21 protein-coding genes are annotated in these 25,869 nt (G+C 67.0%); 8 read left to right on the forward strand and 13 right to left on the reverse strand.

Going from position 1 to position 25,869, the window contains the following annotated elements:
- Positions 1 to 47 precede the first annotated feature (47 nt).
- The gene (gene kdsA / locus E7V67_020010) at positions 48 to 902 is read right to left on the reverse strand and encodes a 3-deoxy-8-phosphooctulonate synthase (protein WUR11967.1); all 855 of its coding nucleotides are present in this window, start codon (positions 900 to 902) and stop codon (positions 48 to 50) included.
- Entirely contained in the window at positions 899 to 2,590 is a 1,692-nt protein-coding gene (locus E7V67_020015) for a CTP synthase (GenBank protein ID WUR11968.1), read from the reverse strand. The genes kdsA and E7V67_020015 overlap by 4 nt, the downstream gene beginning before the upstream one ends.
- Before the next feature lie 180 nt (positions 2,591 to 2,770).
- Between E7V67_020015 and E7V67_020020 the strand changes: the two genes are divergently transcribed.
- Positions 2,771 to 3,190, forward strand: coding sequence for a PRC-barrel domain-containing protein (locus E7V67_020020; protein ID WUR11969.1), 420 nt, complete (start codon positions 2,771 to 2,773; stop codon positions 3,188 to 3,190).
- A 420-nt stretch (positions 3,191 to 3,610) separates the two neighbouring features.
- Here the strand turns inward: E7V67_020020 and E7V67_020025 are convergent, their stop codons facing one another.
- Both E7V67_020025 and E7V67_020030 read right to left on the reverse strand, forming a co-directional pair.
- The gene (locus E7V67_020025) at positions 3,611 to 4,072 is read right to left on the reverse strand and encodes a GNAT family N-acetyltransferase (GenBank protein ID WUR11970.1); all 462 of its coding nucleotides are present in this window, start codon (positions 4,070 to 4,072) and stop codon (positions 3,611 to 3,613) included.
- Between the two features lie 28 nt (positions 4,073 to 4,100).
- A complete protein-coding gene (locus E7V67_020030) occupies positions 4,101 to 5,276 on the reverse strand; it encodes a hypothetical protein (GenBank protein ID WUR11971.1) in 1,176 nt (391 codons plus the stop codon).
- A 116-nt stretch (positions 5,277 to 5,392) separates the two neighbouring features.
- Here E7V67_020030 and E7V67_020035 point away from each other — a divergent pair, with 116 nt between their 5' ends.
- Positions 5,393 to 6,061 (forward strand): WG repeat-containing protein, encoded by a 669-nt coding sequence (locus tag E7V67_020035; protein WUR11972.1) that lies wholly within the window; start codon positions 5,393 to 5,395, stop codon positions 6,059 to 6,061.
- Between the two features lie 20 nt (positions 6,062 to 6,081).
- Here E7V67_020035 and E7V67_020040 read toward each other — a convergent pair whose 3' ends face one another.
- The 3 genes from E7V67_020040 to E7V67_020050 all read right to left on the reverse strand — a co-directional run bounded on the left by E7V67_020040 (position 6,082) and on the right by E7V67_020050 (position 10,219).
- Positions 6,082 to 6,564, reverse strand: coding sequence for a GNAT family N-acetyltransferase (locus E7V67_020040; GenBank protein WUR11973.1), 483 nt, complete (start codon positions 6,562 to 6,564; stop codon positions 6,082 to 6,084).
- Positions 6,561 to 6,992: a hypothetical protein gene (locus tag E7V67_020045; GenBank protein ID WUR11974.1), complete on the reverse strand. Its 432-nt coding sequence runs from the start codon at positions 6,990 to 6,992 to the stop codon at positions 6,561 to 6,563. Before E7V67_020045 ends, E7V67_020040 begins: the two co-directional genes overlap by 4 nt.
- A 65-nt stretch (positions 6,993 to 7,057) precedes the next feature.
- Positions 7,058 to 10,219, reverse strand: coding sequence for an error-prone DNA polymerase (locus E7V67_020050; protein WUR11975.1), 3,162 nt, complete (start codon positions 10,217 to 10,219; stop codon positions 7,058 to 7,060).
- A gap of 89 nt (positions 10,220 to 10,308) precedes the next feature.
- On the opposite strand from E7V67_020050, the gene E7V67_020055 reads away from it, so the two are divergent.
- The 4 genes from E7V67_020055 to E7V67_020070 all read left to right on the forward strand — a co-directional run bounded on the left by E7V67_020055 (position 10,309) and on the right by E7V67_020070 (position 16,682).
- Entirely contained in the window at positions 10,309 to 11,118 is an 810-nt protein-coding gene (locus E7V67_020055; GenBank protein WUR11976.1) for a PhzF family phenazine biosynthesis protein, read from the forward strand.
- Positions 11,119 to 11,250: 132 nt separating this feature from the next.
- Positions 11,251 to 13,695: a TonB-dependent receptor gene (locus E7V67_020060; GenBank protein WUR11977.1), complete on the forward strand. Its 2,445-nt coding sequence runs from the start codon at positions 11,251 to 11,253 to the stop codon at positions 13,693 to 13,695.
- Between the two features lie 156 nt (positions 13,696 to 13,851).
- Positions 13,852 to 15,978 (forward strand): bifunctional 2',3'-cyclic-nucleotide 2'-phosphodiesterase/3'-nucleotidase, encoded by a 2,127-nt coding sequence (locus tag E7V67_020065; GenBank protein WUR11978.1) that lies wholly within the window; start codon positions 13,852 to 13,854, stop codon positions 15,976 to 15,978.
- A complete protein-coding gene (locus tag E7V67_020070) occupies positions 15,978 to 16,682 on the forward strand; it encodes a tetratricopeptide repeat protein (GenBank protein WUR11979.1) in 705 nt (234 codons plus the stop codon). The genes E7V67_020065 and E7V67_020070 overlap by 1 nt, the downstream gene beginning before the upstream one ends.
- 142 nt (positions 16,683 to 16,824) lie before the next feature.
- On the opposite strand, the gene coaD is transcribed toward E7V67_020070, so the two are convergent.
- The 6 genes from coaD to E7V67_020100 all read right to left on the reverse strand — a co-directional run bounded on the left by coaD (position 16,825) and on the right by E7V67_020100 (position 22,969).
- Positions 16,825 to 17,970, reverse strand: coding sequence for a pantetheine-phosphate adenylyltransferase (coaD, locus tag E7V67_020075; protein ID WUR11980.1), 1,146 nt, complete (start codon positions 17,968 to 17,970; stop codon positions 16,825 to 16,827).
- A 52-nt stretch (positions 17,971 to 18,022) separates the two neighbouring features.
- Entirely contained in the window at positions 18,023 to 19,396 is a 1,374-nt protein-coding gene (locus tag E7V67_020080; protein ID WUR16318.1) for an ATP-binding protein, read from the reverse strand.
- Positions 19,396 to 20,055, reverse strand: a complete 660-nt coding sequence (locus E7V67_020085) for a response regulator transcription factor (GenBank protein ID WUR11981.1) — start codon at positions 20,053 to 20,055, stop codon at positions 19,396 to 19,398. The genes E7V67_020080 and E7V67_020085 overlap by 1 nt, the downstream gene beginning before the upstream one ends.
- Before the next feature lie 79 nt (positions 20,056 to 20,134).
- Entirely contained in the window at positions 20,135 to 21,661 is a 1,527-nt protein-coding gene (locus E7V67_020090; protein WUR11982.1) for a DegQ family serine endoprotease, read from the reverse strand.
- A 205-nt stretch (positions 21,662 to 21,866) separates the two neighbouring features.
- Positions 21,867 to 22,319 (reverse strand): Hsp20 family protein, encoded by a 453-nt coding sequence (locus E7V67_020095; GenBank protein WUR11983.1) that lies wholly within the window; start codon positions 22,317 to 22,319, stop codon positions 21,867 to 21,869.
- Positions 22,320 to 22,513: 194 nt separating this feature from the next.
- Complete coding sequence (locus E7V67_020100) at positions 22,514 to 22,969, reverse strand: Hsp20 family protein (GenBank protein WUR11984.1); 456 nt, start codon at positions 22,967 to 22,969, stop codon at positions 22,514 to 22,516.
- Positions 22,970 to 23,212: 243 nt separating this feature from the next.
- Here E7V67_020100 and E7V67_020105 point away from each other — a divergent pair, with 243 nt between their 5' ends.
- Both E7V67_020105 and E7V67_020110 read left to right on the forward strand, forming a co-directional pair.
- The gene (locus E7V67_020105; protein WUR11985.1) at positions 23,213 to 25,111 is read left to right on the forward strand and encodes a M61 family metallopeptidase; all 1,899 of its coding nucleotides are present in this window, start codon (positions 23,213 to 23,215) and stop codon (positions 25,109 to 25,111) included.
- A gap of 128 nt (positions 25,112 to 25,239) precedes the next feature.
- Positions 25,240 to 25,866, forward strand: coding sequence for a glutathione S-transferase N-terminal domain-containing protein (locus E7V67_020110; protein WUR11986.1), 627 nt, complete (start codon positions 25,240 to 25,242; stop codon positions 25,864 to 25,866).
- Positions 25,867 to 25,869: the final 3 nt, after the last annotated feature.

Consider the following 25,869-nt stretch of genomic DNA (forward strand, 5'->3'; position numbering starts at 1 on the left):
CCAGCCGGAGATAAAAAAAGCCGGCGAATCCGCCGGCTTTTTCAAGCTTACTCGAAGCCGTTCTCGAGGAACCCGGCCTGCTTGGTGATGCGGTCCAGCTGCACCAAGGTGGACAGCAGTTCCTTCATGCGGCCCAGCGGCACGGCGTTCGGGCCGTCCGACAGCGCCGTGGCCGGCGTCGGGTGCGTTTCCATGAACAGGCCGGCCACGCCGACCGCCACGGCCGCGCGCGACAGCACGGGCACCATGTCGCGCATGCCGCCCGACGAAGTGCCGTTCCCGCCCGGCAGCTGCACCGAGTGGGTCGCGTCGAAGACCACGGGCGCGCCGGTCTCGCGCATGATCGCCAGCGAGCGCATGTCCGAGACCAGGTTGTTGTAGCCGAACGAGGCGCCCCGTTCGCAGGCCAGGAAGTTGTCTTCGTTCAGACCCTTCGCCTTCGCGGCGGCGCGGGCCTTGTCGATGACGTTCTTCATGTCGTGCGGCGCCAGGAACTGGCCCTTCTTGATGTTTACCGGCAGGCCGGACTGCGCGCAGGCGGTGATGAAGTCGGTCTGGCGGCACAGGAAGGCCGGCGTCTGCAGCACGTCCACGACGGACGCCACCGCCTCGATCTCCTCGATCGTGTGCACGTCCGTCAGCACCGGCACGCCCAGCTCGCGCTTGACGTCGCCCAGGATTTCCAGGCCCTTGTCCATGCCGGGGCCGCGGTACGACGTGCCGGAGGAGCGGTTGGCCTTGTCGAACGACGACTTGTAGATGTAGGGGATGCCCAGTTCGGCCGTCATTTCCTTCATCGCGCCGGCGACGTCGAACGCCATCTGGCGCGACTCGATCACGCAGGTGCCGGCGATCAGGAAGAACGGCTGGTCCAGGCCGACATCGAATCCACACAGTTTCATGCTGCTGCTCCTTCTTCGGATGCCGACACGCCGTTGTTGGCGGCCACGCCGCTGGCGTTCTTGTGCGCCAGCGCGGCCTTGATGAACGACGTGAACAGCGGATGGCCGTCGCGTGGCGTTGACTTGAATTCGGGGTGGTACTGCACGCCCATGTACCACGGGTGGGCGTTGGCGCCTGCGCGCGGCAGTTCCATGATTTCGCACAGGTCTTCCGTCGGCGTGCGGGCCGCCACCACCAGGCCCGCCTCTTCGACGCGCGACAGGTAATGATTGTTCGCCTCGTAGCGGTGACGGTGACGCTCGGTCACGACGCTGCCGTAGATCTCGTGCGCCAGGGTGCCCGGCTTGACGGCGCAGGCCTGCGCGCCCAGGCGCATCGTGCCGCCCAGGTCGGAGTTGGCGTCGCGCTTCTCCACCTTGCCGTCCGAGTTCTGCCATTCGTCGATCAGGGCGACGACCGGCTGCTCGGTCTGCGGCTCGAACTCGGTGGAGTTGGCCTTGGACAGGCCCGCCATGTGGCGCGCGTACTCGATCAGCGCGACCTGCATGCCCAGGCAGATGCCCAGGTACGGCACCTTGTTCTCGCGGGCGAACTGGGCCGCCTTGATCTTGCCTTCCACGCCGCGCTTGCCGAAGCCGCCCGGCACCAGGATGGCGTCGTACTTGGCCAGGTCGGCCGTGCCCTTGGCCTCGATCTCTTCCGAGTCGATGTATTCGATGTTGACGCGGCTTTCGGTATGGATGCCGGCGTGGCGCAGCGCTTCGGTCAGCGACTTGTACGACTCGGTCAGCTCGACGTACTTGCCGACCATGCCGATCGAGACTTCCGCCTTCGGATGCTCCAGCGTGTAGATCAGCTTCGACCAGACCGACAGGTCGGCCGGCGGCGGATCGATGTCCAGCGCCTCGCAGATGATCGCGTCCAGGCCCTGGTCGTGCAGCATCTGCGGCACCTTGTAGATCGTGTCCACGTCCCACACGGAGATCACGCCGCGTTCCTCGATGTTCGAGAACAGCGAGATCTTGGCGCGCTCGTCTTCCGGGATGGCGCGGTCGGCGCGGCACAGCAGCGCGTTCGGCGAAATGCCGATCTCGCGCAGCTTCTGCACCGAGTGCTGGGTAGGCTTGGTCTTCAGTTCGCCGGCGGAGGCGATGTACGGCACCAGGGTCAGGTGCACGAACGCGGAGTTCTTGCGGCCCGCGCGCAGGCTCAGCTGACGTGCCGCCTCCAGGAACGGCAGCGATTCGATATCGCCCACGGTGCCGCCGATCTCGCACAGCGCCACGTCGTAGCCTTCGGCGCCACGGCGGATGTAGTCCTGGATCTCGTTGGTGATGTGCGGGATCACCTGGACGGTCTTGCCCAGGTATTCGCCGCGGCGCTCCTTGCGGATCACGGATTCGTAGATCTGGCCCGTGGTGAAGTTGTTCACCTTGCGCATGCGGGTCGAGATGAAGCGCTCGTAGTGGCCGAGATCGAGGTCGGTTTCGGCGCCGTCGTCGGTGACGAACACTTCACCGTGCTGCATCGGGCTCATCGTGCCCGGGTCCACGTTGATGTACGGGTCCAGCTTGAGCATGGTGACTTTGAGGCCGCGCGATTCGAGGATCGCGGCGAGGGAGGCGGCGGCAATCCCTTTTCCAAGGGACGACACAACGCCACCAGTGACGAAGACAAATTTGGTCATTGCGAGATCGGGCGCCGGGGAGGCGCGATGCGGGAAATTGAAATTATAGCCTAAATGGTCCGATTCTTCATCATCAGGCCAGCAAAATTGTCTTTCGGCAAGCTTACCTACTGTGCGCGAACGAACAGACCAGCGTCACCACCGGGGCGGAAAATGCCTTTATTTCAACAGGAGGCCAACATGAGCTATGAACGCGATGCAGCCGGCAATTACGTCGACCAGGGCCACCAGGGCCCGGGCCCGCGCCTGATGGGCGCCGACACCCTGATCGGCGACCACATCCACAATATGCAGAACGAACACCTGGGCACCGTCAAGGAAATCATGCTCGACATGCAGACGGGCCGCATATCCTACGTCGTGATGGCGTCCGGCGGCGTGCTGACGATCGGCGAGAAGCTGTTCGCGATTCCCTGGGAAGCGCTGGCGCTCGATACCGCCAACCACCAGCTGCGCCTGAACATCGCCAAGGAACGCATCGAGGCGGCGCCCGGCTTCGACAAGGATCACTGGCCGGACATGGCCAACGACGCGTGGACCAACGAGATCCACAGCTACTACGGAACCAGCGCATCGGCCGCGCGTCAAGGCCTGCGCTGACGGTGGGCGGCCATTGGCCGCCGCGTCCGGCGTCCCTATGCGGCACCACGGGGACGCCCTGAATGCCGGTTGTGTCCTGCGCGGGCCGCCGGCGGGCGGGGAGCGTTTCATGACCCGCCCATCTCGGCCATAACCCGGCCGCGGCGCGCCCTCTTCGGAGGGCGCGTTTTTTTTGGGGTCTGTCCCTGCGGGACTGACCCTAATGCCGCTAAGTTAAGGATGCAAGACTCACTGGGCCGCAGGCGTATCCCGCAACCCCAGGTCCAGAACCGGGGTCAGACCCGCCGGGTCTGACCCCAGCTCTCCTCTTTTGGGTGGAAAGACGTCTGCGGCTGGCTGATAATTTTCCTTAACTTATCGGCATTAGGGACTGGCCCCGGTTTCTATCGCAGGCCTGCGTGAGACCGCACGAGGTGTCACTTACCCCAGCCGCATCGGCGTCCAGGCAATCCCGCGTTGCGCCTCGCGCGGGCCGGTCGGCTCGAAGCCGAAGCGGCGGTACATCGGCAGCGCGTGGTCGGAAGCGTTGACGGTGAAAACGCCTGGGTTGCCGGCCGCCAGCGCCGCGTCGCGCGCCTGCTCCCACAGCCGCCGGCCCAGGCCCTGGCCATGCAGCGCGCGGCCGACGAACAGATGAAACAGGTGGCTGTTGTCGCGCATGGCGATGAAGCCGGCCAGCCTGCCGTGCTGCGTGGCCACGCGATAGCGGAAGTTCGGCTGGCGCAGGTAGCGCAGCTGCGCCGCGCCGTCGATATGTGTGACGAACTCCTCCGCGCCCTTGCCCTCCGGGTCGATGGTCAGGTAGGGCAGCAGGTCCAGCACCAGCGCGCCCAGCGCGGGCGCGTCGGCGATCGTGGCGGGGCGGAAGCGGAAGTCGTCCATCGCCCCATTGTGCCATAGCGCCGCGGCGTCAGTTGACCCACAGGAAGCGGCGCAGGTAGCGCATCGCCGCGCTGTCGGTCTGCCCCGGCTTGTCCGCATACGACTGCACGAAGGCGTTCAGGCCGGATGCCGGATGACTGGCGTCGATCTTGCGGCAGTACTTCGACCACGCTTCGCGCTTGAGCGACGCCAGCGGATACATCGGCGGATCGGCAAACAGCGCCGGCACCGAGAAGCCCTGCCCTTCCGGGCATACGCGTGCCACCACCGCCAGCGAGCCGCTCATTTTCTCGCCCAGCGGCAGCACGGTGCGGCCGCGCACCAGCGGCACCAGGTGGCGCATCAGCTCACCCCAGACGCGGAAATCGTCGTCGTCCAGCGGCACCGGGAACGCGGTGTTGACCTGGCGCGGATTGGCCAGCCATTCCAGGTCGTCGTCGCGCTCCGCCAGCACCGACAGGCGCATCCGTTCGGACGTTTCGATGCCGCGCACCAGCAACTGATGGGCACGCCGCATGCCCTCCGGGTGGGCCAGGAAGATCGCCTGGTCCGCCTTGGCGCCGTCGCGGTACTGGTACGACAGCGCCATCTCGACCAGCGCCTCGGCGAAATAGTGGTAGCTGAGCGACCACAGGATGTCGGACTGGTCGGTGCGAACCGCCGCCTTCAGGTTGTATTCCCGTTCGTAGTAGTCGCGGTCGTTCGATGGCGGCTGCACCGTCAGCGGGCTGTCGCGCCGGCTCGGGATGGCAAAGAAATAGCGTTCCGCATGGCTGATTTCGCCATCGCCGTCCAGGTCGCGCACCCACGTCGCGGGCATCAGCAGCAATCCGTCGGCCTGCGAGCGGATGCGGATCTTCTCCAGCATCTGCCGGCTCTGGCGCAGCTGGTCGCGCGCATGCGTCAGCTCGGCCCGTACGGCCAGCGCGATCTCGGCATGGGGAATGTGGCGCCCGCTCATGTCGCGCGAACCTTGCTCGATGAACGTCCAGATACGCTGCACCAGCGCCACGTCCTTGCAGATCACAAAGGCCTGCTGCTCCTGCACCGTCATGCGCACGCTGCGCTTGACGGCGGTGCAGGTGCGATCGAACGCGGCGGTATTGGTGAGGTCGGGCTGGGCCGCCGCCGCCGGGCCGGCAAGCAGGCATGACGACAGTACGGCGACCGGAAAGCTGGAACGCAAGAAGGCGGCAAGGCGCATGGAATCCTCGATGGCGATAAACGAATGGTCGGTACGCAGGCCACTGGACGATGGCAATAGCAACGCACCCGGGCCGGGATTATACTGTCGACCCACGATAAATTGCCAATTTTATAATGATGAGAGCCGTTGGAAAACGTCCTGCCGTGCTGTGCCTGGCCACCCTTTCCATCCTGCTGGCCGGTCCGCCCGCCATTGCGGCGGCCCACTGCCCCAAGGGCGGCGACGACTGGCCCGACGCATGCTTCGTCGAGCAGGCGGGCGAACGCTACGTCAAGCGCCAGTACCTGGACCGGCTGAAGTGGAACCGCCAGGGCTACGCGCTGGTGTCGCGCGCCGATGCCTTCGAGCTGATGGCCGTGAACCGCCAGGGCAAGGTGGTGGTGCCCGGCATTTATCACACGGGCGACTTCGACTATCCCGATGCCGAGCGCGGCGTCGGCCGTTTCGCCACGCTGGACGGCAAGTGCGGCTACTTCCAGGCCCGCGGCTTCAAGGTCGTGGTCCCGGCCCGCTACGATGTGTGCCGGGCCTTCCATGACGGCTGGGCCACCGCCTGCACCGGCTGCACCCGCTACTGCGACGATGAGGACTGCCATATGGATCATCTGGTCGGCGGGCAGGCCGACCAGCTGGGGCTGGACGGCACGGTGCGCCAGAGCTACCCGCTGGCCACGCTCGACACCGTCTGCGGCTCGCCGGAACGGCGCAAGCTCACCCAGCGCGCCGGTACCACGCTGCTGCAGTGCGTGCGCGACCCAGGCCCGTTCGACCACCTGCGCTAGCGTTCGGCAGCCCGCGTCCGTTACAGCGCGCGGCCGAGAAACAGCACCCCTTCCAATGGGTTGTACACGTAGGGCTCGATGGGTCCGAAGCCCAGCTCGCGATACAGCCGCACGGCCGGCGTCATCGTCACCAGCGTGTCCAGGCAGATGGCCCGATAGCCGGCCTCCTTTGCCTCGGCGCAGATGCGCTCGGCCAGTTGCCGGCCCAGGCCGCGCGCCCGCGCCGCCGGCCGCACGTACAGCCGCTTCATCTCGGCGCGCGTGGCATCGACGGGGCGCAGGGCGACGCAGCCGGCCGGCACGTCGCCATCCCACGCCAGCAGCAGCCGTCCGCGCGGCGAGGCATACTTGCCGGGCAAGCTGTCCAGCTCCGCCTCGAAATCCTGGAAGCACAGGTCGACACCCAGCCCCGCGGCATATTCACGGAACAGCGCGCGCACGTGCGGCAGGTCGTCCGGCAACGCGGCCAAGCGGATCGCGAGCGGTACCAACGTGTCGTTCAAGCGCTCACCGCCCAGTCCAGCGTACCCTCACCGGCACTGGCAAGCTGCCCGACTTGCGCCACCAACCGGTCCAGGGCGGCATCGGACACCGGCGCGGCAAACGCGACCGCGGGCGAAGCACCTTCGCCACGGGCGACCGTGACGACGAACTGGTACTGGCCGCCGTCGTAGCCCTTGGAGTCGAACACGACGCGGTCCTGGTCGCGCCCGATCGCGAAGCCGCCGCCGGCAGCGGATTTTTCGGTGGCAAGCGCGGTCAGCTTGCCATGAAAGGCGGCCAGCTCACCCTCCGGCGCAAACACGGTTGCGGACTCGCTGCCGCCGCTGCCGCTGACCGTGAAGGTGATTTCATTGTCGCCCGCACCGACCGTGCTGGCGGCGATGCGCAGCGATCCCAAGGTACGCTGGCCCTGCAATTGCTGGTTCATGGTGGTCCTCCTGTCGGTCGTTATCGGACATGCAATGCTACCTCATTCGGCGCGGCCGTGCGCCGTCAGCAAAAATCGCGGCTGGCCGTGGGCAGCTTGCCCAGCATCGAAGACAGGTCGACCAGGCGTTTGGCCACCAGGTGGCGCACGATGCCTTCCTGCTGCCACACGCCATACACGCCCAGCAGCGAGGCACCCAGCACCTCGCGCCGGTACTGGTCGACCAGGTCGGGCCAGACGATGACGTTGACGTTGCCCGTCTCGTCCTCGATCGTGATGAACAGTACGCCCTTGGCCGTGCCGGGGCGCTGGCGCACCGTGACGATGCCGGCACCGCGCGCCAGCTGGCCGTCCGCGAACGTGTTCAGCACCTCGGCCGGCAGGAAGCGCTTGGCCAGCAGCTGCGATCGCAGCAGCGCCAGCGGATGGCGCCCCAGGGTCAGGCCCTGCGCACGGTAGTCGCCGATGATGTCGTCGCCTTCGCTCGGTGCGCGCAACCGCGGCGCTTCCTCCACCGGCGTGGTGGGGCGCAGCAGGTCCTTGTCCGGCACCGCGCCCACCGCTTCCCACAGCGCCTGGCGGCGGTTGCCCGCCAGGCTGCGCAGCGCATTGCCGCCGGCCAGCACCTGCAGGTCGTGCCGATCGAGCCGGGCGCGCCGGGCCAGGTCGGCCACGTCCGCGAACGGGCGCAGCGCGCGGGCCTGCTCGATCCGTTCGGCCGACTCGGCGCGCATGCCGCGCAGCAGCGCCATGCCGAGGCGCACGGCCGGCTGTCCGCCCTCGTCCCTTTCCTCCAGCGTGGACTCCCAGCCGCTGACGGCGATATCGATCGGGCGCACCTCGATGCCGTGGCGCCTGGCATCCTGCACCAACTGCGACGGACCGTAGAAGCCCATCGGCTGGCTGTTCAGCAGCGCGCACAGGAACGCGGCCGGCTCGTGGCACTTGATCCATGAACTCACGTACGTCAAGAGCGCGAAGCTGGCCGCGTGCGACTCGGGGAAGCCGTATTCGCCGAAGCCCTGGATCTGCTCGCAGATGCGCTCGGCGAACTCGATGTCGTAGCCGCGCTCCGTCATGCCGGCGATGATGCGGCCGCGGTACTTGTCCATGCCGCCCTTGCGCTTCCATGCCGCCATCGCGCGGCGCAGCTGGTCGGCCTCCCCTTCCGAGAAACCGGCCGCGATCATCGCCACCTGCATCACCTGCTCCTGGAAGATCGGCACGCCCAGGGTACGCTCCAGCGCCTCGTGCAGCCCTTCGGGATAATCGATCAGGCTGGGGTCGAGGCGGCGCTGCAGGTAGGGATGCACCATGCCGCCCTGGATCGGGCCGGGCCGCACCAGCGCCACCTCGATGACGAGATCGTAGAAACGGCGCGGGCGCAGGCGCGGCAGCATCGTCATCTGCGCGCGCGACTCGATCTGGAACACGCCGATCGTATCGGCCTCGCACATCATGTCGTAGGTCGCCGCGTCGTCGCGCGGGATGTCCTGCATGCGGAATTCCTCGCCGCGGCGCTGGCCGATCAGGTGCAGCGCGCGCCGCAGCGCCGACAGCATGCCCAGCGCCAGCACGTCCACCTTCAACAGGCCCAGCTCCTCCAGGTCGTCCTTGTCCCACTGGATCACGCTGCGGTCCTTCATCGTCGCGTTCTCGATCGGCACCAGGCGCGACAATTTATCCTGGGCGATGACGAAGCCGCCCACGTGCTGCGACAGGTGGCGCGGAAAACCCAGCAGCCGCTGCGCCAGGCTGGCCCACTGGTGCGCCATCGGCGAGTGCGGGTCCAGGCCGCATTCGGCGAAGCGGTTCAGGAGCTCGTGCTTGCTGTCGAACCAGTGGTGCGACTTGGCCACCTTCTCGACGATCGCCAGGTCCACGCCGAGCGCCTTGCCGGCGTCGCGCAGCGCGCTCTTGGGGCGGTAGCAGATCACGGTGGCGGCCAGCGCCGCGCGGTGCCGGCCATATTTCGCGTAGATGTACTGGATTACCTCTTCGCGGCGCTGGTGCTCGAAGTCGACGTCGATATCGGGCGGCTCGTCGCGCTCGCGCGAGATGAAGCGGCCCATCAGCATGCTGCTTTCGGCCGGATTGACTTCCGTGATGCCCAGGCAGTAGCAGACGGTGGAGTTGGCGGCCGAGCCGCGCCCCTGGCACAGGATCTCCTGGCCGCGGGCAAAGCGCACGATGTCGTATACCGTCAGGAAGAAGAACTCGTATTCCAGCTCCTGGATCAGTGCCAACTCTTTCTCGATCTGCTCCTGCACCTTGCCCGGCACGCCTTGCGGGAAGCGCACGTGGGCGCCGATATAGGTCTCCTGGCGCAGGTAGGAGGACGGCGTGTGACCCGGCGGGATCAGCTCATGGGGATATTCGTAGCGCAGTTCCTTCAGCGAGAAGCTGCACTGGGCGGCGATGCGCACCGTCTCGGCCAGCGCCTGCGGCGGATAGACGTTGGCCAGGCGCAGGCGCGAGCGCAGGTGCTGCTCCGCGTTCTGCGCCAGGTCGTAGCCGCATTCGTACACCGGCTTGCCCAGGCGCACCGCCGTCAGGGTGTCGTGCAAGGGCTTGCGCGAACGCACGTGCATGCACACCTGCCCCGCCGCCACGACGGGCAGGCCGTGCTGCAGCGCCACCTCGTCGATGCTGAGGCGGTGGCCTTCGTCGAACGCACGCTGCAGCAGCACGAGGCCCAGCCACGCCCGCCCCGCGAACGTGGCCGCCATCCAGGCGGCCTGGCGGTGCAGGCGGTCCACCTCCGCCACGTCCCAGGCCGGATAGTCGGGCAGCAGGATCAGCAGGCAGTCCGGCATGCCGCGCAGGTGTGAGCGCTCCGGCGGCGGCGCCGCGAAATCCTCCGGATGCAGCAGGTAGCTGCCCTTCTGCGCGCGCGTGCGCCCCAGCGTGATCATCTCGGACAGGTTGCCGTAGCCATTGCGGTTCCGCGCCAGCGCCAGCAGCGACAGCGCATGGCTGCCGTCCGGATGGGTCAGCCGGAACCAGCTGCCGATCAGCAGGTTCTGGTCCCACCCCGCCGCCTTGGCTTCGCCAAAGGCGCGCACCACGCCGGCCAGCGAGCATTCATCCGTGATCGCCAGCGCCGTGTAGTCGAGCTGGATCGCGCGCGCCACCAGCTCCTCGGCATGCGAGGCGCCGTGCAGGAACGAAAAATTCGTCATGCAAAACAGCTCCGCGTAGGCGGGCAAGGTGGTGAACTGGGCCATGGCTGGGAATCCGCGTGCGATACTGTATAAACGTACAGTATTATAACGCGCAGCCCGGCCTTGTCGCGCGCGACGGTATGATTGTGGCCATGACCCCACATCGAACTGAACTGCTCTGCTTTGGCACCCGTCCCGGCCAGGGCAATGCCGCCCTCGTGCTGCGCGGCGATCGCAGCAGCGTGGACGAGCGCCAGGTCCTCGCTCGCTCCAGCGGCGTCGGCGCTTGCGTCTTCCTCGACACGGACGACGGCGTGACACTGGACTTTTACTATCCGCACGCGCGCAGCCCGCTGTGCCTGCATGCCACGCTGGCGGCGGCACGCGTGCTGCTCGAGACGGCGCCGGGCCCGCTGTCCGTGCGCACGGCGCTGGGCGGCCAGCGCCTGGTGCTGCAGCGCCAGGACGACGACGTCTACGTCGAGCTGGTGCCGCTGCCCACGGCACCGCTGCCATTGCCGGACGACCTGCCGGCCCACCTGGTTCCCGGCATCGCGCTGGTGGCGCCGCCCGCCGTCGCCTCGGTCGGCAGTCCGAAGCTGCTGCTGCAGGTTGCCGATCCCGCACGCTTGCAGGCGCTCCAACCCGACCTGGCCACGATCCAGGCCTGGGGCAAGGCGCATGGCATCAACGGCGTCTATGCGTGGTGCGAACGGCCGGATGGCGCGCTGGAAGGCCGCAATTTCAATCATCCGCCGGGCGGCAAGGAAGACAGCGCGACGGGCGTCGCGGCCGGGGCGCTGACTGTATTGCTGGGGAAGTCGCTGCGGATTTTCCAGGGCGCCAGCCTGGGCCAGCCCTGCCTGATAAGGACGGTATGGCATGGCGACCGACTGCTGGTCGGCGGCGCGGCGGAATATGTCCAGGAGGCCGCTTCAAGGCTGAGCGCACAACGGCGGTAATCTATACTAGCTTCGGGCCGGCACGGTTGTAAATAAGTACTTTGTGCAAAATTGTCACAATCGGAAAATTGGTCGTAGTGCAACGACGGGGCTGACGATTAGAATCGTTTTTTTCCCTCGGAGAGCGACCTCGTGTTTTCGACCAACGCCAAGATCCGTCCTGCCCTGCGCCCGGTTTGCCAGGCAGTCCTGTTGAGTTTGTATGGCAGCGCCCTGCTCGCCGCCGCTGGCGCGCACGCGCAGACCACCGACACCGCCCCGACCGCGGTCCAGCCCGCGCAGTCCGCGATCCAGGTCGTCAACGTGGTGGGCTCGCGCCGCGCCACCAGCTCCGCCACCGATACCGTTTCGCCCGTCGACGTGATTCCGCTGTCGGCCGCGGCCGAGCGGGGCGGCCAGTTCGACCTGTCGCAGACGCTGACCAATATCTCGCCGTCCTTCAACTCGACCCGCCAGACCGGCGCGGACGGCGCCGACCTGGTCGACTCCGCCGCGCTGCGCGGCCTCGGCTCGGACCAGACGCTGGTACTGGTGAACGGCAAGCGCCGCCACACCTCGTCGCTGGTCAACCTGTTCGGCGCGCGCAACCGCGGCAACACGGGCACGGACATGAACGCGATCCCGATGCTGGCCATCAAGGACGTGCAGGTGCTGCGCGACGGCGCCGCCGCCCAATACGGCTCGGACGCCATCGCCGGCGTGATGGACATCGGCCTGAAACGCAGCATCGGCTGCGAAGCGGTGGCCGGCTACGGCCAGTACTCGGCCGGCGACGGCAAGAACTACCTGGCCTCGGCCTACTGCGGCTTCGCGCTGGCCGGCGGTGTCGTCGGCGTCACCGGTGAATACCTGGACCGCGGCCGCTCCGACCGCTCCGAGCCGGACAACCCGCGCATCATCGGCGACTCGAAGACCAAGAACAAGACCCTGTACGTGAACGGCGACATCCCGACCGGCGTGTCCGGCAACTCGGGCCGCTTCTACTTCACCGGCGGCGTGCAGACGCGCGACGCCTCGTCGGCCGCCTTCGGCCGCGGCGGCGTCGGCACGGACGACATCCCGTCGCGCAATTCCGCCGCGATGTACCCGGACGGCTTCGTTCCCTTCATCAACGGCGACCTGGACGACCGCTACGTGATCCTGGGCCACCGCGCCAAGCTGGGCGAGTGGAACAGCGACCTGTCGCAGACCTACGGCTACAACCGCCTGCGCTACGACATCGCCAACACGCTGAACGCCTCCATCGCCAACGCCGACCTGCTGGCCGGCGGTCGCGGCATCAGCCCGTCCTCGTTCGACGCGGGCGGCTTCTCGTTCGCCCAGTACACCACCAACCTGGACTTCAACCGCTACTTCGAAGGCATGGTCGGCAATGGCCTGAACGTGGCGTTCGGCGCCGAGTACCGCGTCGAGAAGTACAAGATCTTCGCCGGCGAGCCAGGTTCCTACATCGACGCCGATGGCGTGGGCACCGGCGGCAATGCGGGCAGCCAGGGCTTCCCGGGCTTCCAGCCGGGCGACATCACCAACGCGCGCCGCCACAGCACCGCCGCCTACCTGGACCTGGAAGCGGACCTGAACGCCGACACCAAGCTGCAGGGCGCCGTGCGCTGGGAAAAATACAGCGACTTCGGCTCCACCGTCACCGGCAAGCTGGCCGGCAGCTACCGCCTGGCGCCGTCCACGCTGCTGCGCGGCTCGGCCAGCACGGGCTTCCGCGCGCCGTCGCTGCAGCAGGCCTACTTCTCGTCGACGTTCACGGACTTCATCGGCGGCGTGCCGACCGACGTGGTGCTGGCGCCGAACGGCGGCGCCGTCGCCCGGCTGGCCGGCATTCCGGACCTGAAGGAAGAGAAGTCGCGCAGCTTCACCTTGGGTACCACGTGGACGCCGACGGATGCACTGTCCGTCACGGCCGACCTGTACCACATCAAGATCAAGGACCGCATCGTGCTGTCCGGCCGCTTCGATGCCGACAACTATCCTGAGCTGGCGGCGCGCCTGTCCACCTTGGGCGTGGGCCAGGCCCAGTTCTTCGTCAACTCGGTGGACACCAAGACGCAGGGCCTGGACCTGACGGTCTCGCACAAGAGCACCGTCCTGGGCAACCGCCTGACCACCTTCCTGGCGGCAAACTTCAGCAAGACGGAAGTGGACGGCATCCACGCTCCCGCTTCGCTGGCCGGCTACGAGGACGTGCTGCTGTCCGAGCGCGAGCGCCTGTTCATCGAACAGGGCGGCCCGCGCCGCAAGGCCACGCTGGGCTTCGACTACATCACCGGCCCGGTCGAGACGGACTTCCGCATCGTCCACTTCGGCCCGCAGACCCTGGGCACCTTCAGCGGCACCGCGGCCGGCGTGCCGAACCTGAAGTACGAGGCGAAGACGTCGGCCGACCTGTCGGTCACGTACACGATCAGCCAGAACGCCAAGATCACCGTGGGCGGCAACAATATCTTCAACGTCAAGCCGACCTCGCAGAACCCCGACGAGACGGACAACGGCTTCAAGTACGACAGCGTGCAGTTCGGCCTGAACGGCGCTTCCTACTTCGCGCGCTTGCACGTCAAGTTCTGATCGTTGCCGGGAAAATGGGGACAGACCCCATTTTTCCAGCAACTTTTTACCGAGCCCCGCCCGCCACCCCGGCAGCGCGGGGCTTCTTGTTTTGTCATGGCCGTGTCATACCGGCCCGGTACATTCGCCGTTTAATTTTTCCCCGACAGGAGTTATATGAAGACGAATCAGGTAATGGTGGCGGCATTGATGGCGGCCGGGCTGGTCGGTTGCGGCAGCAACGACAGCAACTGGGCCGAGCCGACGCCGCAGCCGCCGGCGGCCGCGAAGATCCCGGATGGCACAACGGTCACCTTCGCACTGCTGGAAACCACCGACCTGCATTCGAATGTCCTCAGCTACAACTACTACTCCCTGGCCGAGGATACGAGCCTGGGCATGGAGCGCACCTCGACCCTGATCCAGGCCGCGCGCGCGGAAAACCCGAACAACGTGCTGCTGGACGATGGCGACGTCATCCAGGGCACCCTGCTGGCCGACCTGCAGGCCGTGACCAATCCCGTGCCCTGCTCCGGCACGTTGGCCGTGCACAAGGCGATGAACGCGCTGAAGTACGACGGCGGCGGCATGGGCAACCACGAATTCAACTACGGCCTGCCGTTCCTGGCGCAAGTCACCAATACCGACTTCAATATCCCAGGCGTCGCCAAGCCGGCCGGCACCTGCGGCGCGCCGGCCTTCCCGCTGGTGCTCAGCAATGTAACCGGCGTCGCCAGCGGCAAGCCGATCTTCCAGCCGTATGCCGTGCTGCCCCGTACCTTCAAGGCGACCGCGCCGGACGGCAGCAGCCTGGAGGTACAGTTCAAGCTCGGCATCATGAGCTTCGTGCCGCCGCAGATCCTGGAGTGGGACCAGAAGAACCTGGCCGGCAAGGTGGCCGTCAGCGGGGCGAAGGAAGTGGCGCAGCAGTACGTTCCGGAGCTGCGCGCGAAAGGCGCGGACGTGATCGTGGCACTGTCGCATGGCGGCCTCGATCCCAGCCCGTACAGCCCGAAGATGGAAAACCAGAGCTACCACCTGGCCGGCACGGGCATCGACGCGCTGATGATCGGCCACTCGCACCTGGTCTTCCCGAAAGGGAAGGAGACGGGCGCGCCCGCGCTCGACCCGTCGCTGGTGGCCCTGCCGGCCAGCGCGAACGTCGATGCCGTCAACGGCTTCGTCAACGGCGTGCCTACGGTAATGGCGCAGAGCTGGGGACGGCGCCTCGGCATCATCAAGATGACGATGGTCTACCAGGGCGGCAAGTGGGTCACGCAGCCGGCCAAGACGAGCGTGGAATCGCGCGGCTTCAAGTACACCGACGGCACGACGCTGGTGAAGGCCGATCCGGCCATCGCCACGCTGGTCGCCAAGGAACATGCGGACACCATCGCCTACGCCAAGCAGCCGCTGGGCGTGACGACGGACTTCGAAATGTCGTCCTACTTCGCACTCGTCGGCGACGTCTCGGCCATCCAGCTGGTGAACCAGGCGCAGATCGACTATGTAAAGAACTTCATCGCCACGTCGACCGATCCGCTGCTGTCCACTTACAAGAACATCCCCGTGATCTCGTGCAGCGCGCCGTTCAAGGCCGGCCGCAACGGGCCATCGGACTTTACCGACGTGGCGCCGGGCGCCAGCGCGGCCGCCCCGGTCGGCCTGCAGGTGCGCAACCCCGGCGACCTTTATCTGTACAGCAACAACAACCTGCAGGCCGTGAAGATCAAGGGCACCGACCTGAAGGCGTGGCTGGAGGCTTCCGCCAAGCAGTTCGGCCAGATCGACCCGGCCAGGACGGCGGAGCAGGACCTGGTGCCGAGCTACGGCACGATCTACAACTATGACGTGTTCTATGCCGAGAACAACGCGCTGACGTACCAGATCGACGTGACGAAGCCGGCCGGCAGCCGCATCGTCAACCTGGTCTACCAGGGCAAGCCGGTGGCGGACACGGACGACTTCATCGTCGCCACCAACGACTACCGCGCCGGCGGCGGCGGCAACGTGCCCGGCATCGACGGCAGCAAGACCATCATCAAGTCGCCGGACGCCAACCAGGCGGTGGTCAGCAACTACCTGCAGAAGCTCGGCAAGGCAACCGGCAAGGTCACACTGGCCGCCAACGGCAGCGCGCGCAGCTGGTCGTTCGCCAAGGTGGCGACGGCCGGGCCGGTGATCCTGCGCTCGGCGCCGGGCCACCTGGCGCTGGCGCGGGCCAGCGGCATCGCCGCCGTCACGGCCGAGGGCGGGCTCGATGCCAATGGCTTCGCCAAGTACAGCATCGACCTGTCCAAGTGATGCGCCTGCGCCAAGCGCTGCCGGCGCTGCTTGCGGCATTCGTACTGACCGGCTGCCGGCATGAGCCGCCGCCCTCCTCTGCCCAGATCGAGGCGCTGGCGATGACGGCGGCACAGCGTGCCGACGCGGCGGCCGAACAGCAGCTGCAACGGCTGGCGGCGCAGGGCTTGCCCGTGGCGCAGCGCGAGTTGGGCATCCTGTACCGCGCCCGCCCGGCCGCACGGGGTGATGCCGAACGCCTGCTGCGCCAGGCCGCGCAGGCGGGCGATGCCCAGGCGGCCTATCATCTGGGCGAGCTGTATCGGACTCCAGCGCCGGGTGTCGCCACCGACGTTGCGGCCGCGTGGCCGTGGTACCAGCAAGCGGCCGAAGGTGGTCAGGCGAAAGCCGCGCTACGGCTCGGCTTGATGGCGAAGAACGGCGACGGCGTGCCGCGCGACGCGGCCGTGGCGGCACGCTGGCTGCAACTGGCCAGCGACCTGGGCAATGCGCATGCGATGTTCCTGCTGTCGTACGCCTATCGCGAGGGCGACGGCGTGCCGCGCGATGCAGCCCGGGGCATGGCCCTGCTGGAGGAAGCGGCGGAGCACGAGTATCCGCCGGCGTTGCAGGAGCTGGCGCTGACGGTGGGCGATCCGACGCGGGCCGGGCACCTGATGAAGGAGGCTACCGAGCATCGGCGCAATAACTGGAACCGGTTCTAGTACCGGGTCTGTCCCCGCATGGGGACTGTCCCCGCATGGGGACTGACCCTGAAGTCGATCGGACGCTTTGGCGCAACACGAGCGAACTTCGGGGTCAGTCCCGTGCCGGGACAGACCCTCGCCATCGTGAATCCCGGTGCTGCTAGCTGCCCAGCATGGCCAGCTCGCGTGTCATGTTGACGATGGCCAGTTCGTTGTACTGGTCGGCGAACCAGCGGTCGACGTACAACTGGCGCTGCTCGGCCTTGCTGCGCAGGTGCGCCAGGACCTGGCCGCGCTGGCTGTTGTAATGCTCGTCCGGGAAGTGGCCGTACTCGGCGCGGATGCCGCGCGCGTAGTGGCCATACACCTCCTCGTCCTGGCCCAGGATCGCCAGGTCCACGCCCAGCATGATGTCCTTCAGCGGGTGGCTGACCGCGCCGCCCTGGAAATGATCGGTGGCGCGGATCAGCTGCGCCACCTCGTCGGCCATCGCCGCGTCCGCCGCCAAGCCGCTGCCCAGCCACAGGCGCGCGCTGGCTTCCTCGTTCGAGACGCCGTCGGCCGCGCCATGCGCATACACGGCATCGTGGAACCAGAAGGCGGCGCGCACGATGTCGATGTCGCGCTTGTCCGGCCGCGTGTTGGCGCTCCAGGCCCGGATCTCGGCCAGGCCGTGAACCAGGTGATCGAGGTTGTGATAATGGCGTTCGGCGCCGCCGTAGGCATCCGCGCCCGTCATGCGCGCGAACCAGGCCTGCGCGTTGGCGGCCGCCGCGTCGTCGCCGGCCGGCCACAGCGACAACCACTCCTTGTGCAGCCAGTCCAGGATCCAGGAGCGGTAGGCGGGACCGGGCACGAACTTCTTCATCGTCCAGTTCCAGCCGACGGGGCCTTCGAGCGCCTTGACGAAGCTGGAGCTGACCGAGCCGAGGTCGCGCGGCGGCATCACGAACAGCGTCTTGGCGCCGCCGATCACTTCCACGTTGGTCTGCTGGATCAGGTTCTCGTAGTCGAAATCGGCCGTCGTGCGGATGCCGCGGATCAGGTAATCGATGCCGTGCTTGCGCGCCACCCGCGCCGTGTAGTCGCTCTTGACGATGACGACCTGCACGTTGTCCCACTGGCGCTCGGCGCAGCTTTCCAGCACGATCGCGCGGCGTTCCTCGGCGGAGAACCTGGGCTGCTTGGTCGAATTCTCCGACAAGAACACGACCACTTCCTGCGCGATCGAGCGGGCCTCGCCGATCACCCACATATGGCCGTTCGTGATCGGGTCCAGAGTGCCCGAGAAACCGATTTTCTTCATGCGCTGCCCTGTTGGCTGAATGTCAATGACGACATTCTAGCCGACCTGGGGTTCACGCTGCAGGGGCCTTGGCGCCGGCGCCAGGCTTGCCGGTGCTTGCCGGCGCGGCGGGAAACGCCACCTGCACCAGCAAGCCGCCGAGCCGGGCGGACTGGTCCAGGGTCAGGGTGGCGCCATGGCGTTCGGCAATGGCCTTGATGATGGCCAGGCCCAGTCCGCTGCCCGTGGCCGTGCTGCCCGGCACCCGGTAGAAGCGGTTGAACACGCGCTCGCGCTCTTCCGGCGAGATGCCGGGACCGCTGTCCTCGACCACCAGCGCGGCGCCCGCGCCGTTGGTGCCGGCTCGCACCGATACGTCCACCGTGCCGCCGGCCGGCGTGTATTTCAGCGCATTGTCGACCAGGTTACGCAGCAGGACCAGCAGCGCGTCGCCCTGCCCCCGCACCTCGGCCTCGTCGGCCTCGTGCAGGCCCAGGTCGATCTCGCGCGTGGCGGCCGCGTTGGCCATGTCGCCCAAGGTGCGGCGCGCCAGGTCGGTCAGGTTGACGGGCTCCAGCTTCGCCTCGGCCGCTTCCTGGCGGGCCAGTACCAGCAGCTGTTCGACCAGGCGCGTGGCACGCTCGATGCCGGCGGTGAGACGGCCGATGGCGACGGCGCGCGCGCCGGCGTCCTCCGCCCGCTCCAGGCTCAACACCTGCAGCTTGAGCGCCGCCAGCGGCGAGCGCAGCTCGTGGGCGGCGTCGGCCACGAAGTGCTGTTGCGCGTCGAATGCCGTGCGCACGCGGCCGAACAGCAGGTTCAGTTCATGCACCAAGGGCTTGACCTCGTCCGGCAGGTCCGATTCCGACACGGGCGACAGGTCGTCCGCCTGGCGCGACGCGACCTGGCGCCGCACCCGCGCCACCGGCGCCAGCGAACCGCTGACGACCCACCAGACCACGAGCATCAGCACCGGCGCCATCATCGCGATGGGGCCGACGGTGCGCAGTGCCAGCGCCCCGGCCATGCGCTTGCGCACGGCCATGTCCTGGGCGATCTGCACCGTCTGGTTGCTGGTCTGGACGGAAAACACGCGATACGTCGTGCCCTTGGCCTTGACGTTGGAGAAGCCCAGCACGGCGCGCTGCGGCAGCTCGGCGCGCGAGATCGAGCGAAATACCTGGATGCCGTCCGGCGTCCAGACCTGCACCACCATGTCGTCGTTGCCCGGATCGGCGCTGGGGCCGTGCACGGAGTTGGCCAGCGGCGCGCCGGAACGCAGCGCCAGCGCCATCTGCTGCATGTGGTAGTCGAAGATCTGGTCGGCGTCGTGCAGCGCGCTGCGGTAGGCGATCATCGCCTGCGCCAGCGCGGCCATCGTGATGGCTGCCAGCAGGAACCATAGCAGCCGGCCGCGCAACGAGTGCGAGACGCTGACCTTCGGCATCATACTTTCGGCACCATGTAGCCCAGCCCGCGCACGTTCTGGATCAGTTCACTGCCCAGCTTCTTGCGCAGGCCGTGGATGTAGACCTCGACCGCGTTGCTGTTGACTTCATCCTTCCAGCTGTACAGCTTTTCCTCCAGCTGGGCACGCGACAGCACGATGCCGGGCCGCGCGATCAGCGCCTCCAGCACCGCCCATTCGCGCGCGGACAGGTTGACGGGCTGGCCGCCCGCCAGCACCTCGCGCGTTTGCGGATTGATCGAGACGCCCTTGTGTTCGAACACGGGTTCGGCCCGGCCGGCCGAGCGGCGCAGCAGCGCGCGGATGCGCGCCAGCAGTTCGTCCAGGTCGTAGGGCTTGAGCACGTAATCGTCGGCGCCCGCATCCAGGCCGGCGATGCGCTGTTCGACGGCGTCGCGTGCCGTGGCCACCAGAACCGGCGTCAGTTCCTTGCGCGCCCGCATCGAGCGCAGCACTTCCAGGCCGTCCTTGCGCGGCAGGCCCAGGTCCAGCAGCACCAGGTCGTAGGTCTGCGTCTGCAGCGCCGTATCGGCCATCGCGCCGTCCTTGACCCAATCGACGGCGTAATGCTCGGCCCGGAGCAGGTCCAGTACCACTTCACCGATCATCACATCGTCTTCCACCAGCAACAGCCGCATACCATTCCTTTCTGTACTCATTGGCCGCCGCCCGTTGCGCCGGACGGCGGCATTGCACCGCAGTGTAGCCGAACGGCGGTCAACCCAGGCGGACCGGGATGAAAATGCGTTCCTCGCCGCGCTGGATCAGGAGCGCCACCGAACGGTCGGCACGGGCCACCACGTCGCGCACCTGCTCCACCGACGTCACCGTGCGGCCATTCACGGACAGCAGCACGTCGCCCGGCTGCACGCCGGCGCTGGCGGCCGCGCCGCCGGCATCCTCGATCACCAGGCCGGCAGGCAGGCCGGTCTGGCGCCGCTCCAGCGGATCGAGCGGCCGCAGGGCCAGGCCCAGGCGCAGCTTGTCGGCCGGGGCCCGCTCGTCGGTGCTGGCCACCGCACGCGCGTTGGCGTTGCCCAGCTTGCCCGTCAAGCTGACGGCCTTGCCCTGGCGCCAGACGTCGAGCGTCACCTGGTCGCCCGGCTTGGCCAGCGCCACCAGTGCGGGCAGGTCGCCCGAGGCCACGATCTTCTGGCCGTTGACGGTGCGGATCACGTCGCCCGGCTTCAGGCCGGCCTGGTCGCCCGGGCTGCCCGGCTCGACGTTCGCCACCAGCGCGCCTTCGGGCGTGGCCAGGCCGAACGAGTCGGCAAAGCTCTGGTTCACTTCCTGCACCGTCACGCCCAGGCGCGCATGCACCACCTTGCCGGTCGCGACGATCTGGTCCTTGATGCGGTTTGCGAGATCGATCGGGATCGCGAACGACAGGCCCTGGTAGCCGCCGGTCTGGCTGTAGATCTGCGAGTTGATGCCGACCACTTCGCCCTTGGTATTGAACAGCGGGCCGCCGGAGTTGCCGGGATTGACGGCCACGTCGGTCTGGATGAACGGCACACTGCCCTCGTCCAGCGAGCGGCCCTTGGCGCTGACGACGCCGGCCGTGACGGTGCTCTCCAGGCCGAACGGCGAACCGATCGCCAGCACCCATTCGCCCACCTTCAGCTCCGTGGAGCGGCCCAGCGGCACGACCGGCAGGTTTTTCGCATCGATCTTCAGCACCGCCACGTCCGTCTTCGGATCGGAACCGAGCACCTTGGCGCGGAACTCGCGCCGGTCGGCCAGCTTGACGGACACCTCGCTGGCATCGCGCACCACGTGGGCATTGGTCAGGATGATGCCGTCGGCGCTGACGATGAAGCCGGAGCCGACGCCATGGCTGGGCACCTCGCGGCCCCCACCGCCGCGTTGCGGGCCCTGGAAGCGGCGGAAGAATTCGAAGAACGGGTCGTCGGCGAACGGCTCGGCGCGGTTCTCGTAGCCGGTGCGGACCCGCCCGGTCGTGCTGATGTTGACGACGGCGGGACCGTTGCGCGACGCGATGACGCTAAAGTCGGGCAAGGCGATCATCGGCGCCGGTGTGGGCGCCGGGGCGCCCGCGGCCGCGTTGGCCGGCACGGCAGCCGTCGGCGCCGCGTTGCTCGCCACCGGCGCGGCGGCGGGCGCGGCTTGCGCCTTGCTGTTGTGCTGTACTGCTATCGCTGCGCCGGCACCCAGCACGCCGACCGCGCACAGCGTCAGCACCAGGCGCTTCATCGTCATCGAGACAACAGTATTCTTGCTCATCGCTGTACTCCACTTGAATCAGGTTATCGATGTCAACAATATGAGGCTTCAAGCTTAGCGGCCCCTTAATCGCGCCAGCGACGTGGCGGCGGCGCCGCACGCCGGCCTGCGCGTTGCCAGCGTCCAGACGCACAAAGGCCGGGTCGCCCCGGCCTGGTACTGCGGTTACCGCCTGGTCAGCGGACCGGGGCCCGCTGTCGTCACATTATGCCGCGACGCGCTTCTCGTCGAGCGCCGTGACATTGGCGCCGACGCCGTCGATGGCAATCTTGCGCGGCTTGAACGCTTCCGGCACCTCCCGCACCAGGTCGATGGTCAGCATGCCGTTGTTGAAGGACGCGCCCGACACCTTGACGTGGTTGGCCAGCTGGAAGCGCTGTTCGAAGTCGCGTGCCGCGATACCGCGGTGCAGGAAGGTGCGCTCGACGGCCTCCTTCTGCTTGCGGCCCACCACGACGAGCGAATCGCGCTCGCTGGTGATGTCGATCTCGGAACGGTCGAAGCCGGCCAGCGCCATCACGATGCGGTACTGGTCTTCGCCGACCAGTTCGACGTTGTACGGCGGATAGCTGGGCTGCGAGTCGTTGTTCAGCAGCTGGGCCAGGCGATCGAAGCCGATGGCGGTACGGTACAGAGGAGCAAGGTCAAAGGTACGCATTTTCAATATCCTTTCATTAAGCGATATGGGTGCGGCCCCCATGCGGGCGACCGCGGGTGCATAAAACGAGTCGATCAGAGAATCACTGCAGCCGAACGGATCGGCTGGCGGTGGACGCGGCCGCTACCCCATGCGGGGGGCAGAACGCCGCGTCCGCGTGGCCCGGGCCTTGCCGGCCCCGGGCTCATCGCCTGTCAGGCCGCGCGCTGCTCTTCGATGGCGGGAACGTCGGAGTTCATGACGCCGTCGATGGCGATCTTGCGCGGCTTGAGCGCTTCGGGCACTTCACGCACCAGGTCGATGGTGAGCATGCCGTTGGTGAAGGAGGCGCCCGTTACCTTGACATGGTTCGCCAGCTGGAAGCGCTGCTCGAAATCGCGGGCCGCGATACCGCGGTGCAGATAGGTGCGTTCGTTGCCATCCTTCTGCTTGCGGCCGACGATGTGCAGCGTGTCGCGTTCGCTGGTGATGTCGATTTCCGAACGGTCGAAGCCGGCCAGTGCCATCACGATGCGATACTGGTCTTCGGACACGAGTTCGATGTTATACGGGGGATAGCTGGGCTGAGCCTCGGCATTGTTCAGCATCTGTGCCAGGCGGTCGAAGCCGATAGCGGTACGGTACAGCGGAGTCAGGTCAAAAGTACGCATGATGGATATCCTTTCAAAGTTAAGCGATACCGGAAGGCAGTTGGCAATCACAGCGGCATCGCTGCGATCACGGCCACCTTCTGAACCGCGGTCCCCGTCTGGGCAACCGCTGGATCCGATATACGGTCGCCCGAAACACGTTTCAAGAGATTTTTTTCGAAAAATTTGGGTGTTACTTTTTGAAACATTTCAGATTTCCCACGTGCTACACTCGCCGCCTCGGACACTCTGAAACCACGTCTCATGCCCCTGTCTTCCGTTCCGCGCGCAGCGATCCTGCCGCTGTTGCTGGCCGGCGCTTTCTGCGCCAAGGCCGACCCGTTGCCGCCTTCGCTGGACCAGCCCTACCCGGGCACCATCCGGATGAAGATCGATGCCTCCGACACGGCCCGCAACATCTTCCGCATCCATGAAACCATTCCCGTCAAACCCGGCAAGCTGACCCTGCTGTACCCGCAATGGGTCACGGCCCAGCACGGCCCGACGGGCGCGCTGCACCAGCTGGCCGGGCTGAAGGTATCGGCCAACGGCAAGCCGGTGGCATGGAAACGCGATCCGCTCAACGTGTATGCATTCCAGGTCGAGGTGCCGAAGGATGCGCAGGCGCTCGAAGTGGAATACCAGCACCTGTCGCCTACCGAGAGCAGCCAGGGCCGCATCGCCGTAACGCCGGACATTCTCGGCATCCAGTGGCAGTCGATGACGATGTACCCGGCCGGCTACCACACGCGCCGCATCCCGATCCAGACCACGCTGACCCTGCCGGCCGGCTGGCAGTACGGCACGGCGCTGGAAACGGCGCAGCGCACGGGCGACGAGATCCAGTTCAAGACGACCGACCTGGAAACCTTCATCGACTCGCCCCTGTTTGCGGGGCGCTACTTCAAGCGGTTCGACCTCGACCCTGGCGCGAAAGTTCCCGTCCGCCTGAACATCGTGGCCGACACCGCCGAGGCGCTGGAAGCGAAGCCGGAACAGATCGAGCTGCACCGCGCGCTGGTGAAGCAGGCCTACAAGCTGTTCGACTCGCAGCACTACACGCACTACGATTTCCTGTTCGCGCTGTCGGAGGAGTTCGGTGGCGTGGGCCGCGAGCACCACCAGTCCAGCGAGAACGGCGTCAAGAGCAATTACTTCACCGAGTGGAGCAAGACCGAGGCCGTGCGCACCCTGCTGCCGCACGAGTTCACGCACTCGTGGAACGGCAAGTTCCGCCGGCCCAAAGGCCAGGACGTGCCTAATTTCAACACACCGCTGGAAAACAGCCTGCTGTGGGTGTACGAGGGCCAGACCCAGTATTGGGGCCAGGTGCTGGCGGCCCGCTCCGGGCTGGTCAAGGCGTCCAGCGTGCGCGACATGATCGCCGCGACCGCCGCCACCTATGCCAACGTGCAGGGCCGCACGTGGCGCCCTGTCGTCGACACGACCAACGACCCCATCATCAGCCAGCGCCGCCCGCAGGTCTGGCCGAACTGGCAGCGCAGCGAGGATTATTACTCGGAAGGCGCGTTGATCTGGCTGGACGTGGATACGAAGATCCGCGAGCTGTCCGGCGACAAGCGCTCGCTGGACGACTTCGCGCGCGGCTTCTTCGGCGTCGACAACGGCGTCAACGTGGCCAAGCACTACACGTTCGACGATGTCGTCAAGGCGCTGAACGCCGTGCAGGCGTTCGACTGGGCGCCGTTCCTGAAAAAGAAGGTCGAGGAAACCGGTCCGGCGCCGCTCGACGGCCTGGCGCGCGCCGGCTGGAAGCTGGTCTACACAGACACGCAGACGGAGTTCCTCAAGGGTGTCGAGGAGCAGAGCAAGGCGGCCAATTTCCAGTTCTCGCTGGGCTTCTCCGTGACCAGCGAAGGCAAGATCACCAGCATCGTGTGGGACAGCCTGGGTTTCCAGGCCGGCCTGTCCGGCAACACGACGCTGCTGGCCGTCAACGGCCGCGCCTACAAGGCCGAGGCGCTGCGCGCGGCCATCACGGCGGCGGCGAAGGACAAGAAACCGATCGACCTGCTGGTCAAGCGCGGCAACGATTACCGTACCGTCTCCCTGCCTTATTACGGCGGTCTCAAGTATCCGCGTCTGGAGCGGATCGAAGGCACGCGCGACCGGCTGGAAGCCATCCTGCAGCCGGTCAAGTAACGCCGCAAAACACGCCGCAAGTAAGGCCGGCTTCGCGGCGGGACGAACGGGCGCATGCTTCCGATGGGGCGTGCGCCCGTTTTGCGTTCCGTTCGGTAGAGTTGCTTTACGCAACCACGGAGAAGCCGATGATCACGCTGCACACCTGGACCACGCCGAACGGCCGCAAGCCCATCATCCTGCTCGAAGAACTGGGCACCCCCTACGACATCGTTCCTGTCGACCTGGGCAAGCGCCAGCAGTTCGAGCCGGCCTTCCTGGCCATTTCCCCCAACAACAAGATTCCCGCGCTGGTGGACGACGACGCGGCAGGCGGCCCGCTGACGATGTTCGAAAGCGGCGCCATCCTGACCTATCTGGCGGAGAAGCACGGCCAATTCCTGCCGGCGGCCGGCTTGGCCCGCTACCGCGTGCTGACGTGGCTGCACTGGCAGATCGGCGGCGTGGGACCGATGTTCGGCCAGCTGGGCTTTTTCTCGCGCCAGGACAATGCCGACGCCACCGGGCATTTCGTCGAGGAGGCCGAACGCCTGCTGGGCGTGCTGGACAAGCAGCTGTCCAAGGGTGCATACCTGGCCGGCGACGAGTATTCGATTGCCGACATCGCCGTCTACCCGTGGATCATGGCCGCGACGGAGCGGCTTGGATCGCAGCTGGGCGCGACACTGGAAAGCAAGGCCTCGCTGCAGCGCTGGCTGGGGCTGGTCGGCGGTCGGCCGGCGGTGCGCAAGGCAATGGCTTGGGCACCGGGCTGACGT

This window comes from [Empedobacter] haloabium (assembly GCA_008011715.2).
Lineage (GTDB): Bacteria > Pseudomonadota > Gammaproteobacteria > Burkholderiales > Burkholderiaceae_D > Rugamonas > Rugamonas haloabia.